Origin of the sequence: Maridesulfovibrio pacificus (SeqCode) (assembly GCF_048612815.1) — a bacterium.
GTDB classification, from domain to species: Bacteria; Desulfobacterota; Desulfovibrionia; order Desulfovibrionales; family Desulfovibrionaceae; genus Maridesulfovibrio; species Maridesulfovibrio pacificus.
Map to the genome: position 1 here is coordinate 122,427 of NZ_JBLZNE010000002.1, position 15,582 is coordinate 138,008.

The window sequence follows — 15,582 nt, forward strand, 5'->3', positions numbered from 1 at the left end:
GAGGTGAATCATGAGTGATCTCAAATTGGTAATCGCCCTTAAGGACGGAACTGAAATTTACAACTCCGACTTCGTTATGGAGCTGAATAAAGAGCATACACCTGCGGTCGCATTAGATCTTTTTGCGTCCATGCAGCTCCTTCTGCTGGAAGCTTCCGGCGAAGTAACCCAGATCATGCAGGATGTAGTTGATGAAGTTTTGGAGAACAGCGAAGAGGTCGAAGCTTTTATTGGATGGATTAAGGAAGGCAAGCCTTCCGCTTCCGGTCTTATTCAGTGCGGCAGCAATCTAGGTGAAGCAGCCATCACAACAGTAAATATTCAGGAGTAACCCATGAAATACCCATGCACATCATGTGAATACCACAAGGGCAAAAACAATCCTACCAAGGGAATCACCATCCCTGGCGTAACCGGCAAATGCACCAGAACTGACGGTCTGTGCGAGAAGTATGCGAAGGCCAATAAAGTCATCAACGCCCCTGCTGATCCTGACATTGTTGATCTGGCAGACACTACCGAAGCCATGGAAGCACCTCTGGTGCCGGAGATCAGTGAAGAGCGCGGAATGGAACTTAAGCAGACTCAGAATACAGATGCACTGGTTGCGCAGGCCATTGACAATGTTGAAGAGGTTTTCAAGGACCTCGGACGACTTGAAGCAACAACATTTTTTGCGACCGTCGCAGATTCTATGACTATCCAAATTTTTCAAAAAGTAAAAAAATCAAAGGCTTATAAAAATCTACATTTCTGCGACGAAAACGGAAACCTGCGACCGTTTCAGAATATCGAAGAATTTTGCAAAGAAAAATTGGGCAAGTCCTATCGCCGTATGCAGGAACTTTCAAAGAACTTCAATAGCCTCGGTCCTGAACTCTATGAAAGTGCTGAAAGAATCGGCTTCCGTAACAAAGACTACCGCGCTTTAAATGCTCTGCCTGAAGGAGAACAGGCAGTAGTCAAAGAAGCCATTGCTGCTGAGAACAAAGAAGAAGTCTTGGACATCCTTCAAGACATGACTGAACGGCATGTGCAGGAGCGTGAAGAAGCCAAGAAGGAATCAAACGAACTCAAAGCCGATCTTGAAGCCCGTGACAAGCTGCTCAAGGACAAATCCACCCGCCTTGAAAAGGCAGAAACTGAGCTGTTCAAGCTCAAGAGCCTGCCCCCGGATGCTGATCTGGAACTCAAACTGGCCCGTGAAGAAAAGGCTGTGGAACGGCTGCACAAAGAACACGTTGCCATTCTGGCTGCAATCAAGCCCTTCATGCAGGTTGTCTCCGAAGTTCTTGGTGACGGCGATATTTCCGCGCACACCAAAGAACACGCTGTTTTTGAGACCCGGCAGGTCTGCGGAGCCATTAACCAGTTCCTGATGGACTGCTCCATACCTGTTGACTTTGCAGAAATGGTCTACCCGGAATGGATGCGCGGAAATGCGCAGGCCGATCTGGAAGCCGGAAACACCGAAGAACCAAACGACGCACACGGGAGCTGGTAGGCCATGACTGTGACTCTGGGCGAAATAGACGCATTGCGCACCCTTGCAAACAGGCTGGACGAGGTCGGGCATGGTAAGCGCAAGCCGCTGGTACAAGAGGCGGCCAAGTTGCTTAACTGCTCGGAACAGACAGTCTACCGCAGACTTAAGTCCAAGATAGGCTGGGAGTCTGGGCGCAAGAGGCGCAACGACCGTGGCAAATGTTTTTTGGATGAGGAAACGGCCATGAAAGCTTCATATATGATTACCAAGGGAGCTAGCGCAGTCGGTAAGAAACGTCTGCAAATCAGCACCGTGCGCGACATATTGGCAGAATCCGGCCAAGGTTTTGTAAATCCTGAAACAGGCGAAGTTATCATGCCATCAGCTTCCACCCTCAGCCGGACCATGAGGGCTTACAGCTGCCATCCTGATCAGCTTAAAAACGGAAACCCGCATATTCATATGAGAAGCTTGCACCCGAACCATTGTTGGCAGGTTGACCCCTCCTTGTGTGTCCTTTTTTACCTGCCCAAGGGCAAAGTGAAGGTCATGGAAGAGAAGGATTACTACAAAAACAAACCCGGCAATCTCAAGAAAGCAGAACGGGAGCGGGTTTGGCGGTACGTAATTACAGATCATTACTCCGGCACCATCTATGTGCGTTACGTGCAGGCCGCAGGTGAATCTGCACAGGGGCTGGTGGATGTGTTTCTGGATGCAGTTATCAAGCGCGGTCCGCATGATCCCATGCATGGGCTGCCGTTCTTCCTCTATATGGATAAGGGCAGCGCGAACATGGCACACTTGTTCATCAACCTGCTGGACCGTCTCCAGATCAGGTGGGAAACACATCAGGCAGGAAGTCCCCGTTCCAAGGGGCAGGTTGAGTGCGCCAACAGCATCGTGGAAACGCAATTTGAAGCCCGGCTACGCTTCATGGAAATCAATTCCATTGCAGAGCTGCAAGCCGAGGCGGACAAATGGCGGCAGCATTACAATGCCAACGCCATCCACAGCCGCACCGGGAAAAGCCGAAATGCCATGTGGCTGACCATTACAGAAAAACAATTGCGCCTTGCTCCTTCATTGGAGCTGTGCCGGGAGCTGGTCACCACCAAGCCCAAAAAAGCCAAAGTTGCCGCTGATCTTTCCATTTCCCACACCATCAAGGGATATGGCCGCAATGATTACGACCTGCGCATGGTAGGTGGGATCATGCCGCAGATGCAGGTCATGGTTGTGGTCAATCCATACCGCGCCCCGGCAGTGGATGTGACCGTTGCCGATCCCCTCACAGGTGACGAAACGGTCTGGACTGTTGAGCCGGTGAAGAAGGACGAGGCCGGATTCTGGGAGAACGGGGCCATTATCGGTGAGGAATACAAATCCCACGCTGAAACCAAGGCTGAGAAGATTCTCAATGAATTTGATGAAATGTCCGGCACCAACGTTAAGCCGGGTGCCAACCATTGCGTCCCGCCGGAAAACGTCAATCCCATGGCCGATGTCAAACCCGCTCCCGAATACATGCCCCGCCGAGGTCGTGATCTGTGGCTTGATGCCAGCAGGCGCGAGGTTGCCCCTTACAAGCTGGTAGAGGCCGCCATGATCCTGAAGAACAAGCTGGGCGATCAGTGGACTGGCGAAGCATATGCATGGCTCGAACAGCGTTACGGCAATGCCGTTCCCCATGACGAGCTGGACAGCATTGTGGAACGTTTTTCCAGACAGGCCGAGGTTATTGCCCCGCTGCGCGTAGTGAACGGACAGGAGTAGCAAATGTACGAATATCAACAGTTAATGGAGCTGATGAAGGCCAAAAAGATTTCCCAGAGTGGCATGGGCCGCAAGCTGGGCTACTCCTCAACCACCATGTGCCACCTGATCAAGGGGGGTAAATGGCCCAAAGGGAGGGATAAAAACGAGATTAAAGAGGCCATTCTGGACGAGCTGCGCAAGGCTGGCGCGGAAGAATTTGAACTTATGAACCTCTTCGGTCCTGAAGACGGGACCGGGGAAGAACCCACGGAGGAAAAGGTTATGCTTCTTAGAAAGCAGGGATTATTCCCGGAGGCCAAGCGGCATTTCGGTCTGGTCAGAAACCCGTTTGACGAGGTCAACAGCCCGGAAGACGTGTTTCTGTCCAACGACATCCGCTATGTACGCGAGGCTATGTACCACACTGCCCGTCAGGGCGGATTGATCGCAGTGGTCGGGGAATCCGGGTCCGGCAAATCCACGCTGCGCAAAGATCTGCATGAACGAGTCAGGAATGAAAGCAAGCACATCCACATCATTGAGCCTTACGTACTGGCCATGGAAGACAACGACAAGAAAGGCAAGAGCCTTAAGTCCCTGCACATTGCCGAAGCCATCATGGAAGTCATTGATCCCACCGCGCCGCTGAAATCCAGCCCTGAAGCAAGGTTTCGTCAGTTGCACACTGCGCTCAGGGAAAGCAGCCGCGCCGGTTACGCGCATTGTCTGATCATTGAGGAAGCCCACGCGCTGCCTATCCCGACAATTAAGCACCTGAAGCGGTTCTTGGAGCTGGAAGACGGCTTCCGCAAGCTCATGTCCATCATTCTGCTGGGCCAGTCCGAGCTGCGCTACAAGCTGAGTGAAACCAATCCGCAGGTGCGTGAAGTGGTCCAGCGTTGCGAAATGATTGAACTGCCCGACATGAGCGGCAGCCTGCCCGAATACGTGAAGTTCCGTTTTGACCGCATCGGCAAGGATGCCACCAGTATCATCACGGCCGAGGCCATGGAAGCTTTGCGGGATCGGCTGACCGGACCTGCCCCCAGATCCGGGTCAAAGGAATCTGTCTCTCTGGTCTATCCGCTGGCAGTGGGCAACCTGCTTACCGCAGCCATAAACTTGGCCGCGAACATCGGCGCACCCAGCATCACCCCCGAAATCATTAAACAGGTCTAAGGAGTCATTATGAACGACACAGGAAGATCAACTGGCAACGGAGCTTTCAGACCCTCACCCATGGGACCAGTTGGGCAGAGATCCACAGAAAGTTTGATTGATGCTCTCGCCTTTCTTGAAAACGGCGATGAAGAGTCAATCCGCAAGGCCAAGGTCTGCATCCGCTCCGCAGTAAACAACGTGCAGATTCTGGGCAAGTACGAAGAGCGGCCCCCGGTGTTTTTAAACTTTGTCCAGCGCCGTGAAGTCGGCCCGGTTAAGCTGCCCATGGACTCAAAACAGATTGCCAATGACCTTGGCAGAAGGATGGAAAACTAAATGACCACGAACAGAAAGAAGCCGGAAATCATGGTGATCGAGGACCTGCCCGGAGTAGATTCGGCTATGGCGGAACTTGCCGAACTGGAGCGCGGGATCGGCAAACTTGAATCCGACATGAATGAAACAATCGACGCCGCTAAAACTGTTTGCAAGCTCAAGGTTGAGCCGAAAAAGGCCCGCATCAAGGTCCTTGAAGCTGCTCTTGGAACTTATGCCAGCCTGAACAAGGATGAACTGTTCCCGAAAAACAAGAGCAAAAAAATGACCTTCGGCATCATCGGCTTCCGCAAATCCACCAAGCTGCTGACTATTGGTAAAACCACCATAGCAGAAGTTCTTGAACTCCTCAAAGTTCATAAGCTGACCAAGGGTATCAAATTGACTGAGGGCGTTGATAAGGAAGCCATGAAGGGCTGGACAGATGAAAAATTGAAGACTGTCAGAATGCGCCGCAAGGAAGAAGATACGTTCTTCTATGAGATCGCGCAGGAAGACTCGGGGGAGTAAGTCATGTGCTTTGAACAGTATGCATCTGGCCCGGAAAAGATGGTCCCGCTTTCGAGGCTGATGGCTTGTGAAGCTCAGGCCATGAAGAATGCGAAGGTGGCCCAGTCAATGGCAAAGCAGCTTAAGATTGCCGTCCATAGCGAAGCAATGCCGAAAGACTGGACCGAGAGAACAACCAACCTGCTGGAACAGGCTGAAGGAGTCAAGGGGAAGCCATGGGTGAAATAAGACATAAAGTCGAAGAACAACCCGGTGTTTCCATTCACAGGGAAATCCCGGCAGCCCGTGCAGCGGAGAACTTTGACACTAGCCAGATGAGTCAGCGCACTAAAGATGCTTGGAAGAAAGTCTGCGTTGAAGGCGATGCCAGACCGGAAGATTACCGCCATGTTCTGGAATCCATCATGACCAGCGGTGTGGTGAAAGCGATTGTAGATTAACAGCAAGGCCGTCCGTCAGACGATGGGCGGCCATGATATAGGAGTCTGAAATATGACCAATCATAAAAAAGCACTAATCCAAAAAGCAGCCATAGGCCGCCGCCAGATCCCCATTGATGATGAAGCCTATTACACGCTGCTCAGAACCCGCTACGGCGTGGAAAGTTCCAAAGACCTCAGCGTCAAGCAGCTTGGTGACCTTCTCGGCTTGTACTCCAGACAGTTTGGCTGGGAACCCAAGCCGAAGACGAAGAAAGGCAAGGCTCCCAAGGCCAAGGCCGCACAGGCACAGGTTCGCTTAATCTTCGTTCTCTGGAGACAGTTGGCCGAGCTGGGCGAGATCAGGGACGGATCGCGCGAGGCCACGGTGAGCTGGGTGCAGAAACAGACAGTATGCGACGAGCAGCCGGAAGGCTGCGCTGATCCTAACTGGCTGACTCCCAAACAGGCATCAGGGCTGGTTGAAAGGTTGAAGAAGTGGCAGGAACGGGTTGAAAGAAGACTAAAAACAGGAAGCTAAAATGACAACGCGCAACCTCAAGGACTTTGCAGATTTATACGGCAAGGGTTTCCGTGTGTACCATGGGATCATTGATCCTTCTGTTTATGTGCGCCTTGAGTGCAAGAACCCGGAAAAGGCTTTCTGGGTTTGCTACTGGCCGCTCCTGCACTGCTTCGGTTGCAGCAAGCGTTGTGTACCCAAAAAGACAGAAGGCTTTCAGGTAATGCTGAACCTTCCCGATAATCATGCAGAGAAATCCATCCACCAGTTCGACATCACTCCTGAAGAGCTGCTTGCGAATAAAGCGTTCCTGCGAGTTGATGAGGTGATGTACTGCCTGCGGGTCAGCCGCAGCACGGCATACAGACTGGCTGAAGAAGGCAAGCTGATCCGCCACAATGACCCGCCATGGCGCGTGACAACTACCAGCGTACAGGCTGAAATGAACAACGTGGACGAATAGTCCCAAAACCATAACTACCTCCTTTCTACCTCCCCCGGTTTCGTGCCGGGGGAGGTTTTTATTTAGTTTCCCAGCATTCCTACCTTTCTTGGTCCTCTCTAACTACACTTGCTAGATTTAAGCCTGAAAATGCGCTGTCTCGTCTTTTCTTGCTCATATGGGATCGTTGCACGTTTTTACGATTAAAACCCGACAAATCCCTTTTGCAAAAGCCGAGAGAGCCACACGAACAACAATATGGAGGCTGAAAGAATGAAGAAGGTTGAATTGAGGCGTGTCGAACAATCCGAAACTGAAACTATAGGGGTCCTTGTCGTTGACGGCAAAGCGGTCTGCTGGTGCCTGGAAGAACCATGGCGGGACAACGAACCTGATATTTCCTGCATCCCTGCGGGAGTCTATGTTTTTGCACTGGAATATTCCCCCAGCAAAGGGCGTGAATTGTGGACCATCAAGGAAGTTCCGAAGCGTGACTATGTCCGTGTTCACATAGGCAACACAGTTGATGACACCGAGGGTTGCCCGCTGACCGGAAAGGAACCCGGTGAAATGAACGGAAAAAGGGCTGTGCTCCGAAGTGCCAAGGCTTTCGGTGAATTCATGACCGCCATGGGTGACGGAGAAGCTGTCGCACAGATCACCGTCATCGATGTTGATGGCAGCAAGGGCAAAAAGGCCGAGGACGAACCCAAGCCCAAGATGCCCACCAAGGCCGAGGCCAAGAAAGCAAAAGAAGCAGCCCAGGAACAGGAAGGAGGCGAATAGCATGTCTCTCTGGATCAACTGGATAATCGTAATTCTGGCAACAGTACTGGTCGTATGGCCCTGCGTTGATCCCCGATTTGCGGGAAAAGATAAGTCTCTCATCCCTCTGGGGCTGGGCTGTGCTTTTTACATTTTGGCCCTCTATCTCTGGATTGCCAGCGATATGTGGTTGTGGATCAACTGGGTGCTTCTGGGCGTAGCACTGGGGCTTGCCGCTTGGGCACGTTTCTCTCCCCGATTCAAAGGGACTCACAAGTATGGCGGAGTTGTACCGCTGATCATCGCAATTCTTGTCTTCGTGTTGGATGCCGGTTCTTGGATTGCCTACGGAATTTGGGGTGTGTCGTGATCGGTTCAATTCTGGATCTCGGCAGCACCATCATTGACAAGATCTGGCCTGATGCCGGTGAGCGTGAAAAGGCCAAGCTTAAGCTGATGGAATTACAACAGTCCGGTCAGCTTGCCGAACTGGAAGGTCGCTTGAAAATCATGCTGGCTGAGATGTCCGGCAACTGGTTGCAGCGTTCTTGGCGGCCCATCCTGATGCTGGTCATTGTTGCCATCGTTGCCAATAACTACCTGCTTTACCCGTATCTGGCCCTGTTCTGGGACAACGCTCCGAAGCTTGAGCTGCCCACGCAGCTCTGGAGTCTGATGGAGCTGGGGTTGGGCGGTTACGTGGTCGGACGCAGTGCGGAGAAAGTGGCTAAGACCTGGAGGGAGAAAAATGGCTGATCCAATCAGAGAAGCACAAAAAAGCCTGAATGATGCATCAGCGCGGTGTCAGAAAATACAGGCGATTCTTGAAAACCGTAGTTTCAAGAATCGTTTTCTGAACCGTGTAAAGCGGAGTGGATGGCTGTTTGTCTGCTTTTTGTCCGGGGTAATTGCCAGAGTCATCTGGGAGGCGTTTTAGATGAATTTTGACTTTTTCAACCTGTCCGGCGTGGTGGCTTTGACCCAAATCCTTCTCACTTGGTTTTGCTGGAGCATGCGGAAATCGTTTGCCAGCAAAGACAGTGTGCAGAAACTGGAGCAACGAGTTGCCATAAACGAAGTTGCTTTGGGCAACCTGCCGGACGAAAAAACCGTGAATGATTTGGCTCTTGCTATTGCAGATCTTCGAGGAGACATCAAAGGGCTAAACGCTGAAATGAAAGGAGTGACGGATTCTGTGGAACGTGTGGCGCGAGTTCTCACCCGTCATGAAGATCATCTGCTGAATGGAGGAAAATAGTGGAATATTCGGAAACTCTACTAGCACACCTGCGCATTACCATCCTGCAATATTTGCAGGAAGAAGCGAACTACGCGCTCAATGAAGACATCCTGCTGGATTTGACCGTTGAATATGCCTTTGACCGTGACAGCTCAAGGCTGCGCAAGGAACTGCGCTGGCTTGAAGATCAGGGCTTGGTGGAACTCAAGGACGTAAACGGTCTTTACATTGCCACCCTGACCAAGCGCGGTTCGGACGTTGCCAACGGCAAGAAGCATGACGGCGTTAAGAAGCCGGAGCCGAGGCTGTAGTGGCTGACAATAAAGTTGGCCGTGGTCGGCTCTCATCCATCCACACTCTGCCTGAAGAGGTTCGGGTCTTTGTTGTGGACGCGCTGCGGGACAATCGTTTGTCCCAGAAAGACATTCTGAAGGAAGCCAACGCGCTGCTTGAAGAGCTGGAAATGGAAGAGAGGATCAGCAGGTCAGCTCTTAACCGTTTTGCCATGGCCACGGAACGAGCTGCGCGTGAAGTGCGTGTTGCCCGTGAAGTTGCGGAACAGATTGTGGGCGATCTCGGTGATGTTCGCCACTCAGATCTGGGCCGCGCAACTGTTGAGATGGTTCGCACTCTGACTTTTAAAACAGCGAACAAAATGCTGGCCGGTGAAGAGCTGGATGCGGAATCCCTTAAGGATTTGTCGCTGTCTGTTCAGCGTGTCCAGAAGGCCGCCATGGACTGCGCCAAGTTTGAGCTGCTGGCCCGTGATGCCAAGAAGGCAGACGAGGACGATGAACCTAGAGACATTGTTGTCTCCTGGGCTGATGAGGAAGAAGACGATGAGTAAGATGCCTCAGAAAGTCGTCATCCCTTATTCCCCGCGCATTCTTCAGCGTCAGGTTTACAGGGATCAACGCCCTTACCGCTTTTCTGTCGAGATCTGCCATAGGCGTTTCGGCAAGACGGTCATGTCCGTCAACAAGTTGATCCGGCGCAGTATTCAGTCCGAACTGCCGGACTGTTTCAGCTCATACATTGCACCGCTCTACCGTCAGGCTAAAGCGGTGGCATGGCCGTACCTGAAATATTACCTGTGGAACTATCCGGGGATCAGCTTCAATGAAGCAGAGCTGAAAGCATGTTTTCCCAGAGATTCCAAGGGACGACAAAAGGTCATTCAGCTTCTTGGAGCCAACAACCCAGACAGCCTGCGCGGTTTGTATTTTGACGGCGTGATCTTTGACGAGATCGAACAGATGCCATGGAACACATGGACTGAAATCGTCCGTCCTGCATTAGCTGACCGTAAGGGCTGGGCTGATTTCATCGGTACACCCAAGGGCAAGAACGTCCTTTGGAAATTGTACCAGCGGGCGAAGAACGATCCGAACTGGTTTGCTGCTCTTTATCGTGCCTCCGAGACTGGGATTCTTGATCCTGAAGAACTGGAAGCCATGAAGGCGGACATGTCTCCTGAAGAATACGAACAGGAGATGGAATGCAGCTTCATGGCGGCAATCAAGGGCGCGTTCTTCGGCAGGCTGATGGCAGATGCCGAGCGGGACAAACGTATCGCCAATGTCTCTTACGATTCCAGCTTACCTGTGCATACTTCATGGGATCTTGGCATGAGCGATTCCACATCCATCTGGTTCGTACAGGCGTACCCCGGCGGCAAGTACGCTGTGATCGACTACTACGAGGCCAGCGGCGAAGGCTTGGACCACTACGCCAACGTGCTCAGTGAGAAACCGTACAGCTACGGACGGCACATTGCGCCTCACGATATCCGGGTGCGCGAACTGGGTACGGGAAAAAGCCGGCTTGAGGTTGCCCGGTCTTTAGGAATCCGGTTTGACGTGGCTCCTAACATTCCGGTGCAGGACGGCATCAACGCTGTGCGAACCATGATTCCCAACTGCCACTTTGATCAGGGCCGTTGTGATCTGGGCATTGAAGCCCTGCTTCATTACCGCCGCCAGTTCAAGGAGAAGGCTGGAGACTTTGCAGCCAAGCCGCTGCACGACTGGTCATCTCATGCGGTGGATGCGTTCAGATACTTTGCCGTTGGTTTTCGCGAGGATCGCAGGCGCGGCCCCCGGCAGACTCACACTATCAACTCTCACAGCTCTATCGGCCTCGCAGGGGGTGGACACCGCCAGCAGGCAAGAGCTGAAAGCAACCTATGGAGCATGTAATGGGCGGAGTAGTTAAAGTAATCTCCAAAATCGCCAACCCGGTCTACGGGCTGACAGGAAAATATGACCCCGTATTAGCCGAGCTAAACGGCGATAACAAAGTTGAAACTCAGGCCGGACCTACCACAGCGGAGCTTCAGGCGCAGCGTGAAGCTGATGAAGCCGCAGCCGCAGCGGAAGAAAAGAAGCTGGCGGACGATGCAGCGGCCAAGGCCAACAACACCCTGCGTAAGCGGCAGAGTTCGTCCACTCTGGCAACCGGCGCACTGGGGCTGGAGTCTGTGGCCAGTGTCGCTTCCAAGGGCCTTAAAACCACTCTGGGGTAATTCATGGATCTAGCTGAAAACATACTCAGCCAGTACACGGACGCCAAAAAGGACCGTGATAAGTGGACCGGGCTTTGGGATGAGCTGCACAGCTATTACCAGCCCATGAAGCGCAGCACCATCCAGCAGGGCCAGATCGGTGATGAAAAGATTTTTGAGTCCACACCTGAATACGCGCTGAACCTGCTGGCTTCCGGCCTTGGCGGTTTGCTCACTGACGGTTCCGACTCTTGGTACAAGGCCCGTCACCGTGACCAGAGCAAGGCTGATGACACGCAGGTAAAGGAATTTTTGGAAAGGGTTGAAGAAAAGCTGAAGCACGTTTTCACCGGTGATGATACCGGCTTTGCCCAGCATGACCACGAGCTGCTTTTTGAAGTCTGCCTCGTCGGTACCGGGGCTATGTACGTGGAAGCTGACCCGGAAACCCTTGTGAGGTTTTCCACACTGCCGCTGCCTCAGTGCGTGGTCAGCGAGTCTTCCAAGGGCCGGGTGGATACCCTGTTCCGGGAATACGAGATGAGTGCGCGGGCCATTATGCAGGAATGGGAAGACGAGGCTTCGGACAAGGTCAAGGAACTGGCCCAAAAAAAGCCGGAAACAAAAGTGGCCATCCTGCATGCCGTATTCCCACGGGAAGGAATCAATAAGGGAATAGGCGTTGAAAACATGCCCTTTGCCTCGGTCTACATGGAAAAGGATTCCAAAACCGTGCTGGAGCAATCCGGCTATCAGGAATTTCCATTCATGGTTCCGCGCTGGTCAAAGGCGGCGGGTGAAGTTTTCGGACGCAGCCCCGGCATGACCGCGCTTTCGGACACACGGGTGCTTAACGCCATCAGCAAAACCGGACTCATGGGTGCGGAAAAGATGGCCGACCCGCCCATGCTGGTGCCTGATGATAGTTTTCTGGGGCCGATTCGTTCCGGGCCGGGTGGGCTTTCCTACTACCGCACCGGAACCGGCGATGATGTGAAGCAGCTTCCAATACGCGTGGATCTCGCCGCAACCGAGCGCATGCTGGAACGCAGAGAAAAAAGCATTCTGCGCATCTTCATGTACGAAATCATGTCATCGCCTGAAACATCAGGGACGGCTTATGAATGGTGGGTTCGTCAGGGTGAGAAGCTTCGGCTGGTTAAGCCGGTGCTGACCCGTTTAACTTCTGAATATTTGGTCATGCTGCTGAAGCGTGTGCTGGGAATCCTGCACCGATCCGGGGAGCTGGGGCCGTTTCCATCAGGAATGACCATTGATGACATTGTGCTGAGTGTTGAAAACGCAATCACCAGACTGCGCAGAGCACAGGAAAGCAGCGGATTGCCGCAGGTAATCAACTCATTGGCACCATTTGCCCAGACTCCGCAGGAGCGGGCTGAAATGATGGATAACTTTGATGTGGACAAGATTGTCCGCCACCAGTGCGACAGTAACGCGCTGCCGCCTTCCTACCTGCGTGATCCTGACGAAGTGGAAGCACGACGCAAGAAAAGAGAGGAAGACATGCAGGCCCAGCAGGCCGTGGCTGGAGCGGGTCAATTAATGAATTTTGCCCAACAGGCACAACAACTGGAGGACCCTAATGGCGGAAACGCAAAGTGATGCAAAAAAAGAATTAATGGAACAGCACCGGCGTTACCTGCGGGTGTTTGAAACTGATGACGGACAGAAAGTGCTGGATGATCTTAAGACCAGAGGCTTCCATTACAGAAGCTCTTTTTCGCCGGAGCCAGGACGCACAAATTTTAACGAGGGCCGCAGGTCATTGGTAAACCATATCCTGCATATGACGAACATTAACAATTTTACCCCTACCAAAACGGAGGAATCCCATGAGTAAATCCCTGCTGGAACAGGGCTTGGGAGACGCGGACGATTCCGAGGACACCAAGTCCCAGGACGGAGCTGATGATTCCGGTTCTGATACTTCCGAAGAGTTGGATCTGAACGGTGATGGCGAAGAAGATGGTAATGAAGACGGCAATGAATCCGGTGAAGACGGCGGAGATCCTGAAGCAGCACCTGAAGGTGATGCACCCAAGTTCATGATCCCCGGCGAAGATGCCACCCCGGAAGAAATGGCTGAGTTCTTCAAGGCCATGGGCGTGCCGGAAGACGGTGCTGAATACGAATACCCGGAAAGCATGGCTGAGATGCAGGACGAAATCAGCGATGAATTCAGGGGTGTAGCCAAGGAACTGAACCTGAACAAAGAACAGTTCAATGGCGTTTGCGACTGGGTAGCCAAGAAGGCCGAAGAATTGGGTGATCTTGCGGAAGACAGCGAAGTCGAAATTGACCGCAAGGAACAGGTGGAACTGTTCAAGAAACAGCACGGCAAGAATGCCGCTAAAATGGCAGATGCCGCCTTGAGCGCGGCTAAGGCTATCGGCGGTGATGAACTTCTTAAGGCCCTTGGTTCTGCCGGAAACAAGGTGGAAGTATTGAACGCTTTCGCCGAGATTGCTCCGCTGGTGACTGAAAGTAAGTTCAAAGGGCCGAAGAAAGGTAAGCCAGGGGTTTATACCCGTGAGGAACTGAGGACTATGCAACAGGACCCGCGCTTTGGCTCCAATGATCCCACTAAACGGGATGAAGCCTTCGTAAAAAAAGTGCGGGAAGGATACAAAAATTTAACCAGCCAGGAAGGATAATATGGGCAAGAACGATGTCAGTGCAGCCTTTACTTCTGAATTTGAAGACGGTGTACACATTGTCTATTCGGGTCAGGGCGGCTCAAAACTGCGTAATACAGTGCGTATCAAGACTAACGTAACCGGCAAGGACGTTACTTTTCAGAAAAAAGGGAAAGGCTCGGCGGGCAAAAAGACCCGCAACGGCGATGTTCCGCTGATGAACCCGGATCACACTCCGGCAACAGCCACTTTGGGGGACTGGTATGCTGCAGAACTGGTGGACAAACTGGATGAATTTAAAATTCAGCACGATGAACGCAAGACCTCTCAGGTCATTGCCGCTTCAGCTCTCGGTGGGGTTATTGACGGGCGTATCATCGGTCAGGCAGCCCTAACAACCAACGTCATCGGTGACGGTGCCACTGGTTTCAGTAAGCTCAAGCTTCAGCAGGGAAACAAAATTCTTAACGGAAACAGCGTTCCGCAGGACGGCAACAGATATGCCATTGTCGGACCGAACCAGTGGGAAGAACTGATGAACATTAATGAGTTCGCATCCAGCGATTACTCCAAAGAGCTTTTCCCCTGGCTTCAGTATGCAGAAGGTAAAAGTTGGAACGGCTATACTTGGGTGATGCTGCCGGATCTCCCTCTGGTTGACGGTGTGCGTAGCTGCTTCCTGTACCACAAGACCGCTATCGGATTGGCTGAAGCCTGTGATGTCCAGTGCGATATTGACTGGGTTCCTCTTAAGGCGGCCCATCTGGTGAACAGTTACATTTCCGCCGGTGCGGTTCTGATCGACGGTGAAGGCGTGGTTGAAATCAAATGCGATGACGATGCACCGCTCGCATAAAGGGAGGACTTAATATGGCTTACGAATGGAAAATGATGAGACGCATTGACGGCGTACCGGGCCAGCAGCAGTTTCATTACAAAACCACTGACACGGCGACTACCGTCAAGGCCAGCGGTTACTTCAACGATGCGGTCAATGACTTCAACCTTGATACCGGCGATGTCATCATCGCCACATCCGGCGCAGAAGGAGCTGCGGCAGTCGATTTGCTTGTGGCCAAGAACACAAACGGCACTGTGACCGTGGTGGCCAGCGCGTAACAGGCGGGCCTTAATCATATACAACTTACAAACGGGGAGGCCGCATGGCTTCCCCGTTTTTTTTTTAGGAGAATCGAATGTCCAGCTTACTTGATATTTGCAATTCGGCTTTGACCCTGCTGGCTGCCAGCCGCATCAATTCAATTAACGAAGAAAGCCAGGGGGCGCGTCTTTGCCTTCAACACTGGGACAATGTCCGTGACGAGGTGCTGCGTTCCCATGACTGGGTCTGTTGTCAGGATATGAGAACAATAGGCGCATTGGCTGAAAAGCCTGCATGGGGCTGGGATTATGCTTACCTGATTCCGGGGGATGTGCTCAGGATTTCACAGGTGGCCGACAGGTCCGGGAACATCATTGATAATTGGCAGCGCGTGGGGCCGAATATCCTCTGCAATGAACCGTCTCCCTTGTGTCTGCTCTACGTACGCCGGGACGAGAACACGTTAAATTATGATTCATTGCTCAGGGCTGCGTTGGCCGAGTGTCTGGCCAGCAAACTTGCTTATCCGCTTACCGGCTCAACAACCATGGCTGAATCGATGCTGGCCAAATATGAGCGGACCCTGACCCAGGCGCGGGGAGTCAACGCACGGGAAACTGGAAACAACCATAAGATAGTCCAGCACTCAAGCTGGCTGACAGCAAAATACGGAGGATAGT

At 52.5% G+C, this 15,582-nt stretch carries 25 protein-coding genes; all 25 read left to right on the top strand.

Translation table 11 applies throughout. The annotated features are described in order from the left end of the window. Positions 1 to 10 precede the first annotated feature (10 nt). Entirely contained in the window at positions 11 to 331 is a 321-nt protein-coding gene (locus tag ACNI23_RS17965) for a hypothetical protein (protein ID WP_420249205.1), read from the top strand. 3 nt (positions 332 to 334) lie between these two features. Beyond that, entirely contained in the window at positions 335 to 1,504 is a 1,170-nt protein-coding gene (locus ACNI23_RS17970) for a hypothetical protein (protein ID WP_320174919.1), read from the top strand. Positions 1,505 to 1,507: 3 nt separating this feature from the next. Beyond that, on the top strand, positions 1,508 to 3,262 hold the full coding sequence (locus ACNI23_RS17975) for a TnsB C-terminal domain-containing protein (protein ID WP_420249204.1): 1,755 nt from the start codon (positions 1,508 to 1,510) through the stop codon (positions 3,260 to 3,262). A 3-nt stretch (positions 3,263 to 3,265) separates the two neighbouring features. Beyond that, the gene (locus ACNI23_RS17980; RefSeq protein WP_420249203.1) at positions 3,266 to 4,423 is read left to right on the top strand and encodes an AAA family ATPase; all 1,158 of its coding nucleotides are present in this window, start codon (positions 3,266 to 3,268) and stop codon (positions 4,421 to 4,423) included. A 9-nt stretch (positions 4,424 to 4,432) separates the two neighbouring features. After that, positions 4,433 to 4,741: a hypothetical protein gene (locus ACNI23_RS17985; RefSeq protein WP_420249202.1), complete on the top strand. Its 309-nt coding sequence runs from the start codon at positions 4,433 to 4,435 to the stop codon at positions 4,739 to 4,741. After that, positions 4,742 to 5,251 (top strand): host-nuclease inhibitor Gam family protein, encoded by a 510-nt coding sequence (locus tag ACNI23_RS17990; protein ID WP_420249201.1) that lies wholly within the window; start codon positions 4,742 to 4,744, stop codon positions 5,249 to 5,251. 3 nt (positions 5,252 to 5,254) lie between these two features. Further along, the gene (locus ACNI23_RS17995; RefSeq protein ID WP_420249200.1) at positions 5,255 to 5,479 is read left to right on the top strand and encodes a hypothetical protein; all 225 of its coding nucleotides are present in this window, start codon (positions 5,255 to 5,257) and stop codon (positions 5,477 to 5,479) included. Then, positions 5,467 to 5,691 carry a hypothetical protein gene (locus ACNI23_RS18000; protein ID WP_420249197.1) on the top strand — a complete coding sequence of 75 codons (225 nt, stop codon included), beginning with the start codon at positions 5,467 to 5,469 and terminating at the stop codon, positions 5,689 to 5,691. Before ACNI23_RS17995 ends, ACNI23_RS18000 begins: the two co-directional genes overlap by 13 nt. Positions 5,692 to 5,743: 52 nt before the next feature. Next, the gene (locus tag ACNI23_RS18005) at positions 5,744 to 6,211 is read left to right on the top strand and encodes a phage protein GemA/Gp16 family protein (RefSeq protein WP_420249195.1); all 468 of its coding nucleotides are present in this window, start codon (positions 5,744 to 5,746) and stop codon (positions 6,209 to 6,211) included. 1 nt (position 6,212) lies between these two features. After that, positions 6,213 to 6,656: a helix-turn-helix transcriptional regulator gene (locus ACNI23_RS18010; protein WP_319778312.1), complete on the top strand. Its 444-nt coding sequence runs from the start codon at positions 6,213 to 6,215 to the stop codon at positions 6,654 to 6,656. Positions 6,657 to 6,908: 252 nt separating this feature from the next. Further along, complete coding sequence (locus ACNI23_RS18015) at positions 6,909 to 7,421, top strand: DUF5675 family protein (protein WP_420249194.1); 513 nt, start codon at positions 6,909 to 6,911, stop codon at positions 7,419 to 7,421. Between the two features lies 1 nt (position 7,422). Beyond that, on the top strand, positions 7,423 to 7,770 hold the full coding sequence (locus ACNI23_RS18020; protein WP_420249193.1) for a hypothetical protein: 348 nt from the start codon (positions 7,423 to 7,425) through the stop codon (positions 7,768 to 7,770). Next, the gene (locus ACNI23_RS18025; RefSeq protein ID WP_420249191.1) at positions 7,767 to 8,156 is read left to right on the top strand and encodes a holin family protein; all 390 of its coding nucleotides are present in this window, start codon (positions 7,767 to 7,769) and stop codon (positions 8,154 to 8,156) included. Before ACNI23_RS18020 ends, ACNI23_RS18025 begins: the two co-directional genes overlap by 4 nt. Next, positions 8,149 to 8,337: a hypothetical protein gene (locus ACNI23_RS18030; protein ID WP_420249190.1), complete on the top strand. Its 189-nt coding sequence runs from the start codon at positions 8,149 to 8,151 to the stop codon at positions 8,335 to 8,337. Before ACNI23_RS18025 ends, ACNI23_RS18030 begins: the two co-directional genes overlap by 8 nt. Next, positions 8,338 to 8,658, top strand: a complete 321-nt coding sequence (locus tag ACNI23_RS18035; RefSeq protein ID WP_420249189.1) for a DUF2730 family protein — start codon at positions 8,338 to 8,340, stop codon at positions 8,656 to 8,658. It begins immediately after the preceding gene. Then, complete coding sequence (locus ACNI23_RS18040; protein WP_420249187.1) at positions 8,658 to 8,951, top strand: VpaChn25_0724 family phage protein; 294 nt, start codon at positions 8,658 to 8,660, stop codon at positions 8,949 to 8,951. Before ACNI23_RS18035 ends, ACNI23_RS18040 begins: the two co-directional genes overlap by 1 nt. Then, positions 8,951 to 9,487, top strand: a complete 537-nt coding sequence (locus ACNI23_RS18045) for a phage protein Gp27 family protein (protein WP_420249185.1) — start codon at positions 8,951 to 8,953, stop codon at positions 9,485 to 9,487. Before ACNI23_RS18040 ends, ACNI23_RS18045 begins: the two co-directional genes overlap by 1 nt. Next, positions 9,480 to 10,838 (top strand): terminase large subunit domain-containing protein, encoded by a 1,359-nt coding sequence (locus tag ACNI23_RS18050; protein ID WP_420249183.1) that lies wholly within the window; start codon positions 9,480 to 9,482, stop codon positions 10,836 to 10,838. The genes ACNI23_RS18045 and ACNI23_RS18050 overlap by 8 nt, the downstream gene beginning before the upstream one ends. Then, positions 10,838 to 11,164: a hypothetical protein gene (locus ACNI23_RS18055; RefSeq protein ID WP_420249182.1), complete on the top strand. Its 327-nt coding sequence runs from the start codon at positions 10,838 to 10,840 to the stop codon at positions 11,162 to 11,164. The genes ACNI23_RS18050 and ACNI23_RS18055 overlap by 1 nt, the downstream gene beginning before the upstream one ends. Positions 11,165 to 11,167: 3 nt before the next feature. Next, the gene (locus ACNI23_RS18060) at positions 11,168 to 12,766 is read left to right on the top strand and encodes a portal protein (RefSeq protein WP_319778302.1); all 1,599 of its coding nucleotides are present in this window, start codon (positions 11,168 to 11,170) and stop codon (positions 12,764 to 12,766) included. Next, positions 12,747 to 13,004, top strand: a complete 258-nt coding sequence (locus ACNI23_RS18065) for a Bbp19 family protein (RefSeq protein WP_319778301.1) — start codon at positions 12,747 to 12,749, stop codon at positions 13,002 to 13,004. The genes ACNI23_RS18060 and ACNI23_RS18065 overlap by 20 nt, the downstream gene beginning before the upstream one ends. Next, positions 12,997 to 13,818 (top strand): hypothetical protein, encoded by an 822-nt coding sequence (locus ACNI23_RS18070; protein WP_420249180.1) that lies wholly within the window; start codon positions 12,997 to 12,999, stop codon positions 13,816 to 13,818. Before ACNI23_RS18065 ends, ACNI23_RS18070 begins: the two co-directional genes overlap by 8 nt. A 1-nt stretch (position 13,819) precedes the next feature. Further along, complete coding sequence (locus ACNI23_RS18075) at positions 13,820 to 14,656, top strand: phage capsid protein (protein WP_420249178.1); 837 nt, start codon at positions 13,820 to 13,822, stop codon at positions 14,654 to 14,656. A 14-nt stretch (positions 14,657 to 14,670) separates the two neighbouring features. Further along, positions 14,671 to 14,919, top strand: coding sequence for a hypothetical protein (locus ACNI23_RS18080; RefSeq protein WP_420249177.1), 249 nt, complete (start codon positions 14,671 to 14,673; stop codon positions 14,917 to 14,919). A gap of 77 nt (positions 14,920 to 14,996) precedes the next feature. Then, positions 14,997 to 15,581 carry a phage connector family protein gene (locus ACNI23_RS18085; RefSeq protein WP_420249175.1) on the top strand — a complete coding sequence of 195 codons (585 nt, stop codon included), beginning with the start codon at positions 14,997 to 14,999 and terminating at the stop codon, positions 15,579 to 15,581. The last annotated feature ends 1 nt before the right edge of the window (position 15,582 follow it).

Coding starts and splice junctions, on each gene's coding strand:
- ACNI23_RS17965 (WP_420249205.1), top strand. CDS start 11: ATGAGTGATCTCAAATTGGTAATCGCCCTTAAGGACGGAACTGAAATT.
- ACNI23_RS17970 (WP_320174919.1), top strand. CDS start 335: ATGAAATACCCATGCACATCATGTGAATACCACAAGGGCAAAAACAAT.
- ACNI23_RS17975 (WP_420249204.1), top strand. CDS start 1,508: ATGACTGTGACTCTGGGCGAAATAGACGCATTGCGCACCCTTGCAAAC.
- ACNI23_RS17980 (WP_420249203.1), top strand. CDS start 3,266: ATGTACGAATATCAACAGTTAATGGAGCTGATGAAGGCCAAAAAGATT.
- ACNI23_RS17985 (WP_420249202.1), top strand. CDS start 4,433: ATGAACGACACAGGAAGATCAACTGGCAACGGAGCTTTCAGACCCTCA.
- ACNI23_RS17990 (WP_420249201.1), top strand. CDS start 4,742: ATGACCACGAACAGAAAGAAGCCGGAAATCATGGTGATCGAGGACCTG.
- ACNI23_RS17995 (WP_420249200.1), top strand. CDS start 5,255: ATGTGCTTTGAACAGTATGCATCTGGCCCGGAAAAGATGGTCCCGCTT.
- ACNI23_RS18000 (WP_420249197.1), top strand. CDS start 5,467: ATGGGTGAAATAAGACATAAAGTCGAAGAACAACCCGGTGTTTCCATT.
- ACNI23_RS18005 (WP_420249195.1), top strand. CDS start 5,744: ATGACCAATCATAAAAAAGCACTAATCCAAAAAGCAGCCATAGGCCGC.
- ACNI23_RS18010 (WP_319778312.1), top strand. CDS start 6,213: ATGACAACGCGCAACCTCAAGGACTTTGCAGATTTATACGGCAAGGGT.
- ACNI23_RS18015 (WP_420249194.1), top strand. CDS start 6,909: ATGAAGAAGGTTGAATTGAGGCGTGTCGAACAATCCGAAACTGAAACT.
- ACNI23_RS18020 (WP_420249193.1), top strand. CDS start 7,423: ATGTCTCTCTGGATCAACTGGATAATCGTAATTCTGGCAACAGTACTG.
- ACNI23_RS18030 (WP_420249190.1), top strand. CDS start 8,149: ATGGCTGATCCAATCAGAGAAGCACAAAAAAGCCTGAATGATGCATCA.
- ACNI23_RS18035 (WP_420249189.1), top strand. CDS start 8,338: ATGAATTTTGACTTTTTCAACCTGTCCGGCGTGGTGGCTTTGACCCAA.
- ACNI23_RS18050 (WP_420249183.1), top strand. CDS start 9,480: ATGAGTAAGATGCCTCAGAAAGTCGTCATCCCTTATTCCCCGCGCATT.
- ACNI23_RS18055 (WP_420249182.1), top strand. CDS start 10,838: ATGGGCGGAGTAGTTAAAGTAATCTCCAAAATCGCCAACCCGGTCTAC.
- ACNI23_RS18060 (WP_319778302.1), top strand. CDS start 11,168: ATGGATCTAGCTGAAAACATACTCAGCCAGTACACGGACGCCAAAAAG.
- ACNI23_RS18065 (WP_319778301.1), top strand. CDS start 12,747: ATGGCGGAAACGCAAAGTGATGCAAAAAAAGAATTAATGGAACAGCAC.
- ACNI23_RS18070 (WP_420249180.1), top strand. CDS start 12,997: ATGAGTAAATCCCTGCTGGAACAGGGCTTGGGAGACGCGGACGATTCC.
- ACNI23_RS18075 (WP_420249178.1), top strand. CDS start 13,820: ATGGGCAAGAACGATGTCAGTGCAGCCTTTACTTCTGAATTTGAAGAC.
- ACNI23_RS18080 (WP_420249177.1), top strand. CDS start 14,671: ATGGCTTACGAATGGAAAATGATGAGACGCATTGACGGCGTACCGGGC.
- ACNI23_RS18085 (WP_420249175.1), top strand. CDS start 14,997: ATGTCCAGCTTACTTGATATTTGCAATTCGGCTTTGACCCTGCTGGCT.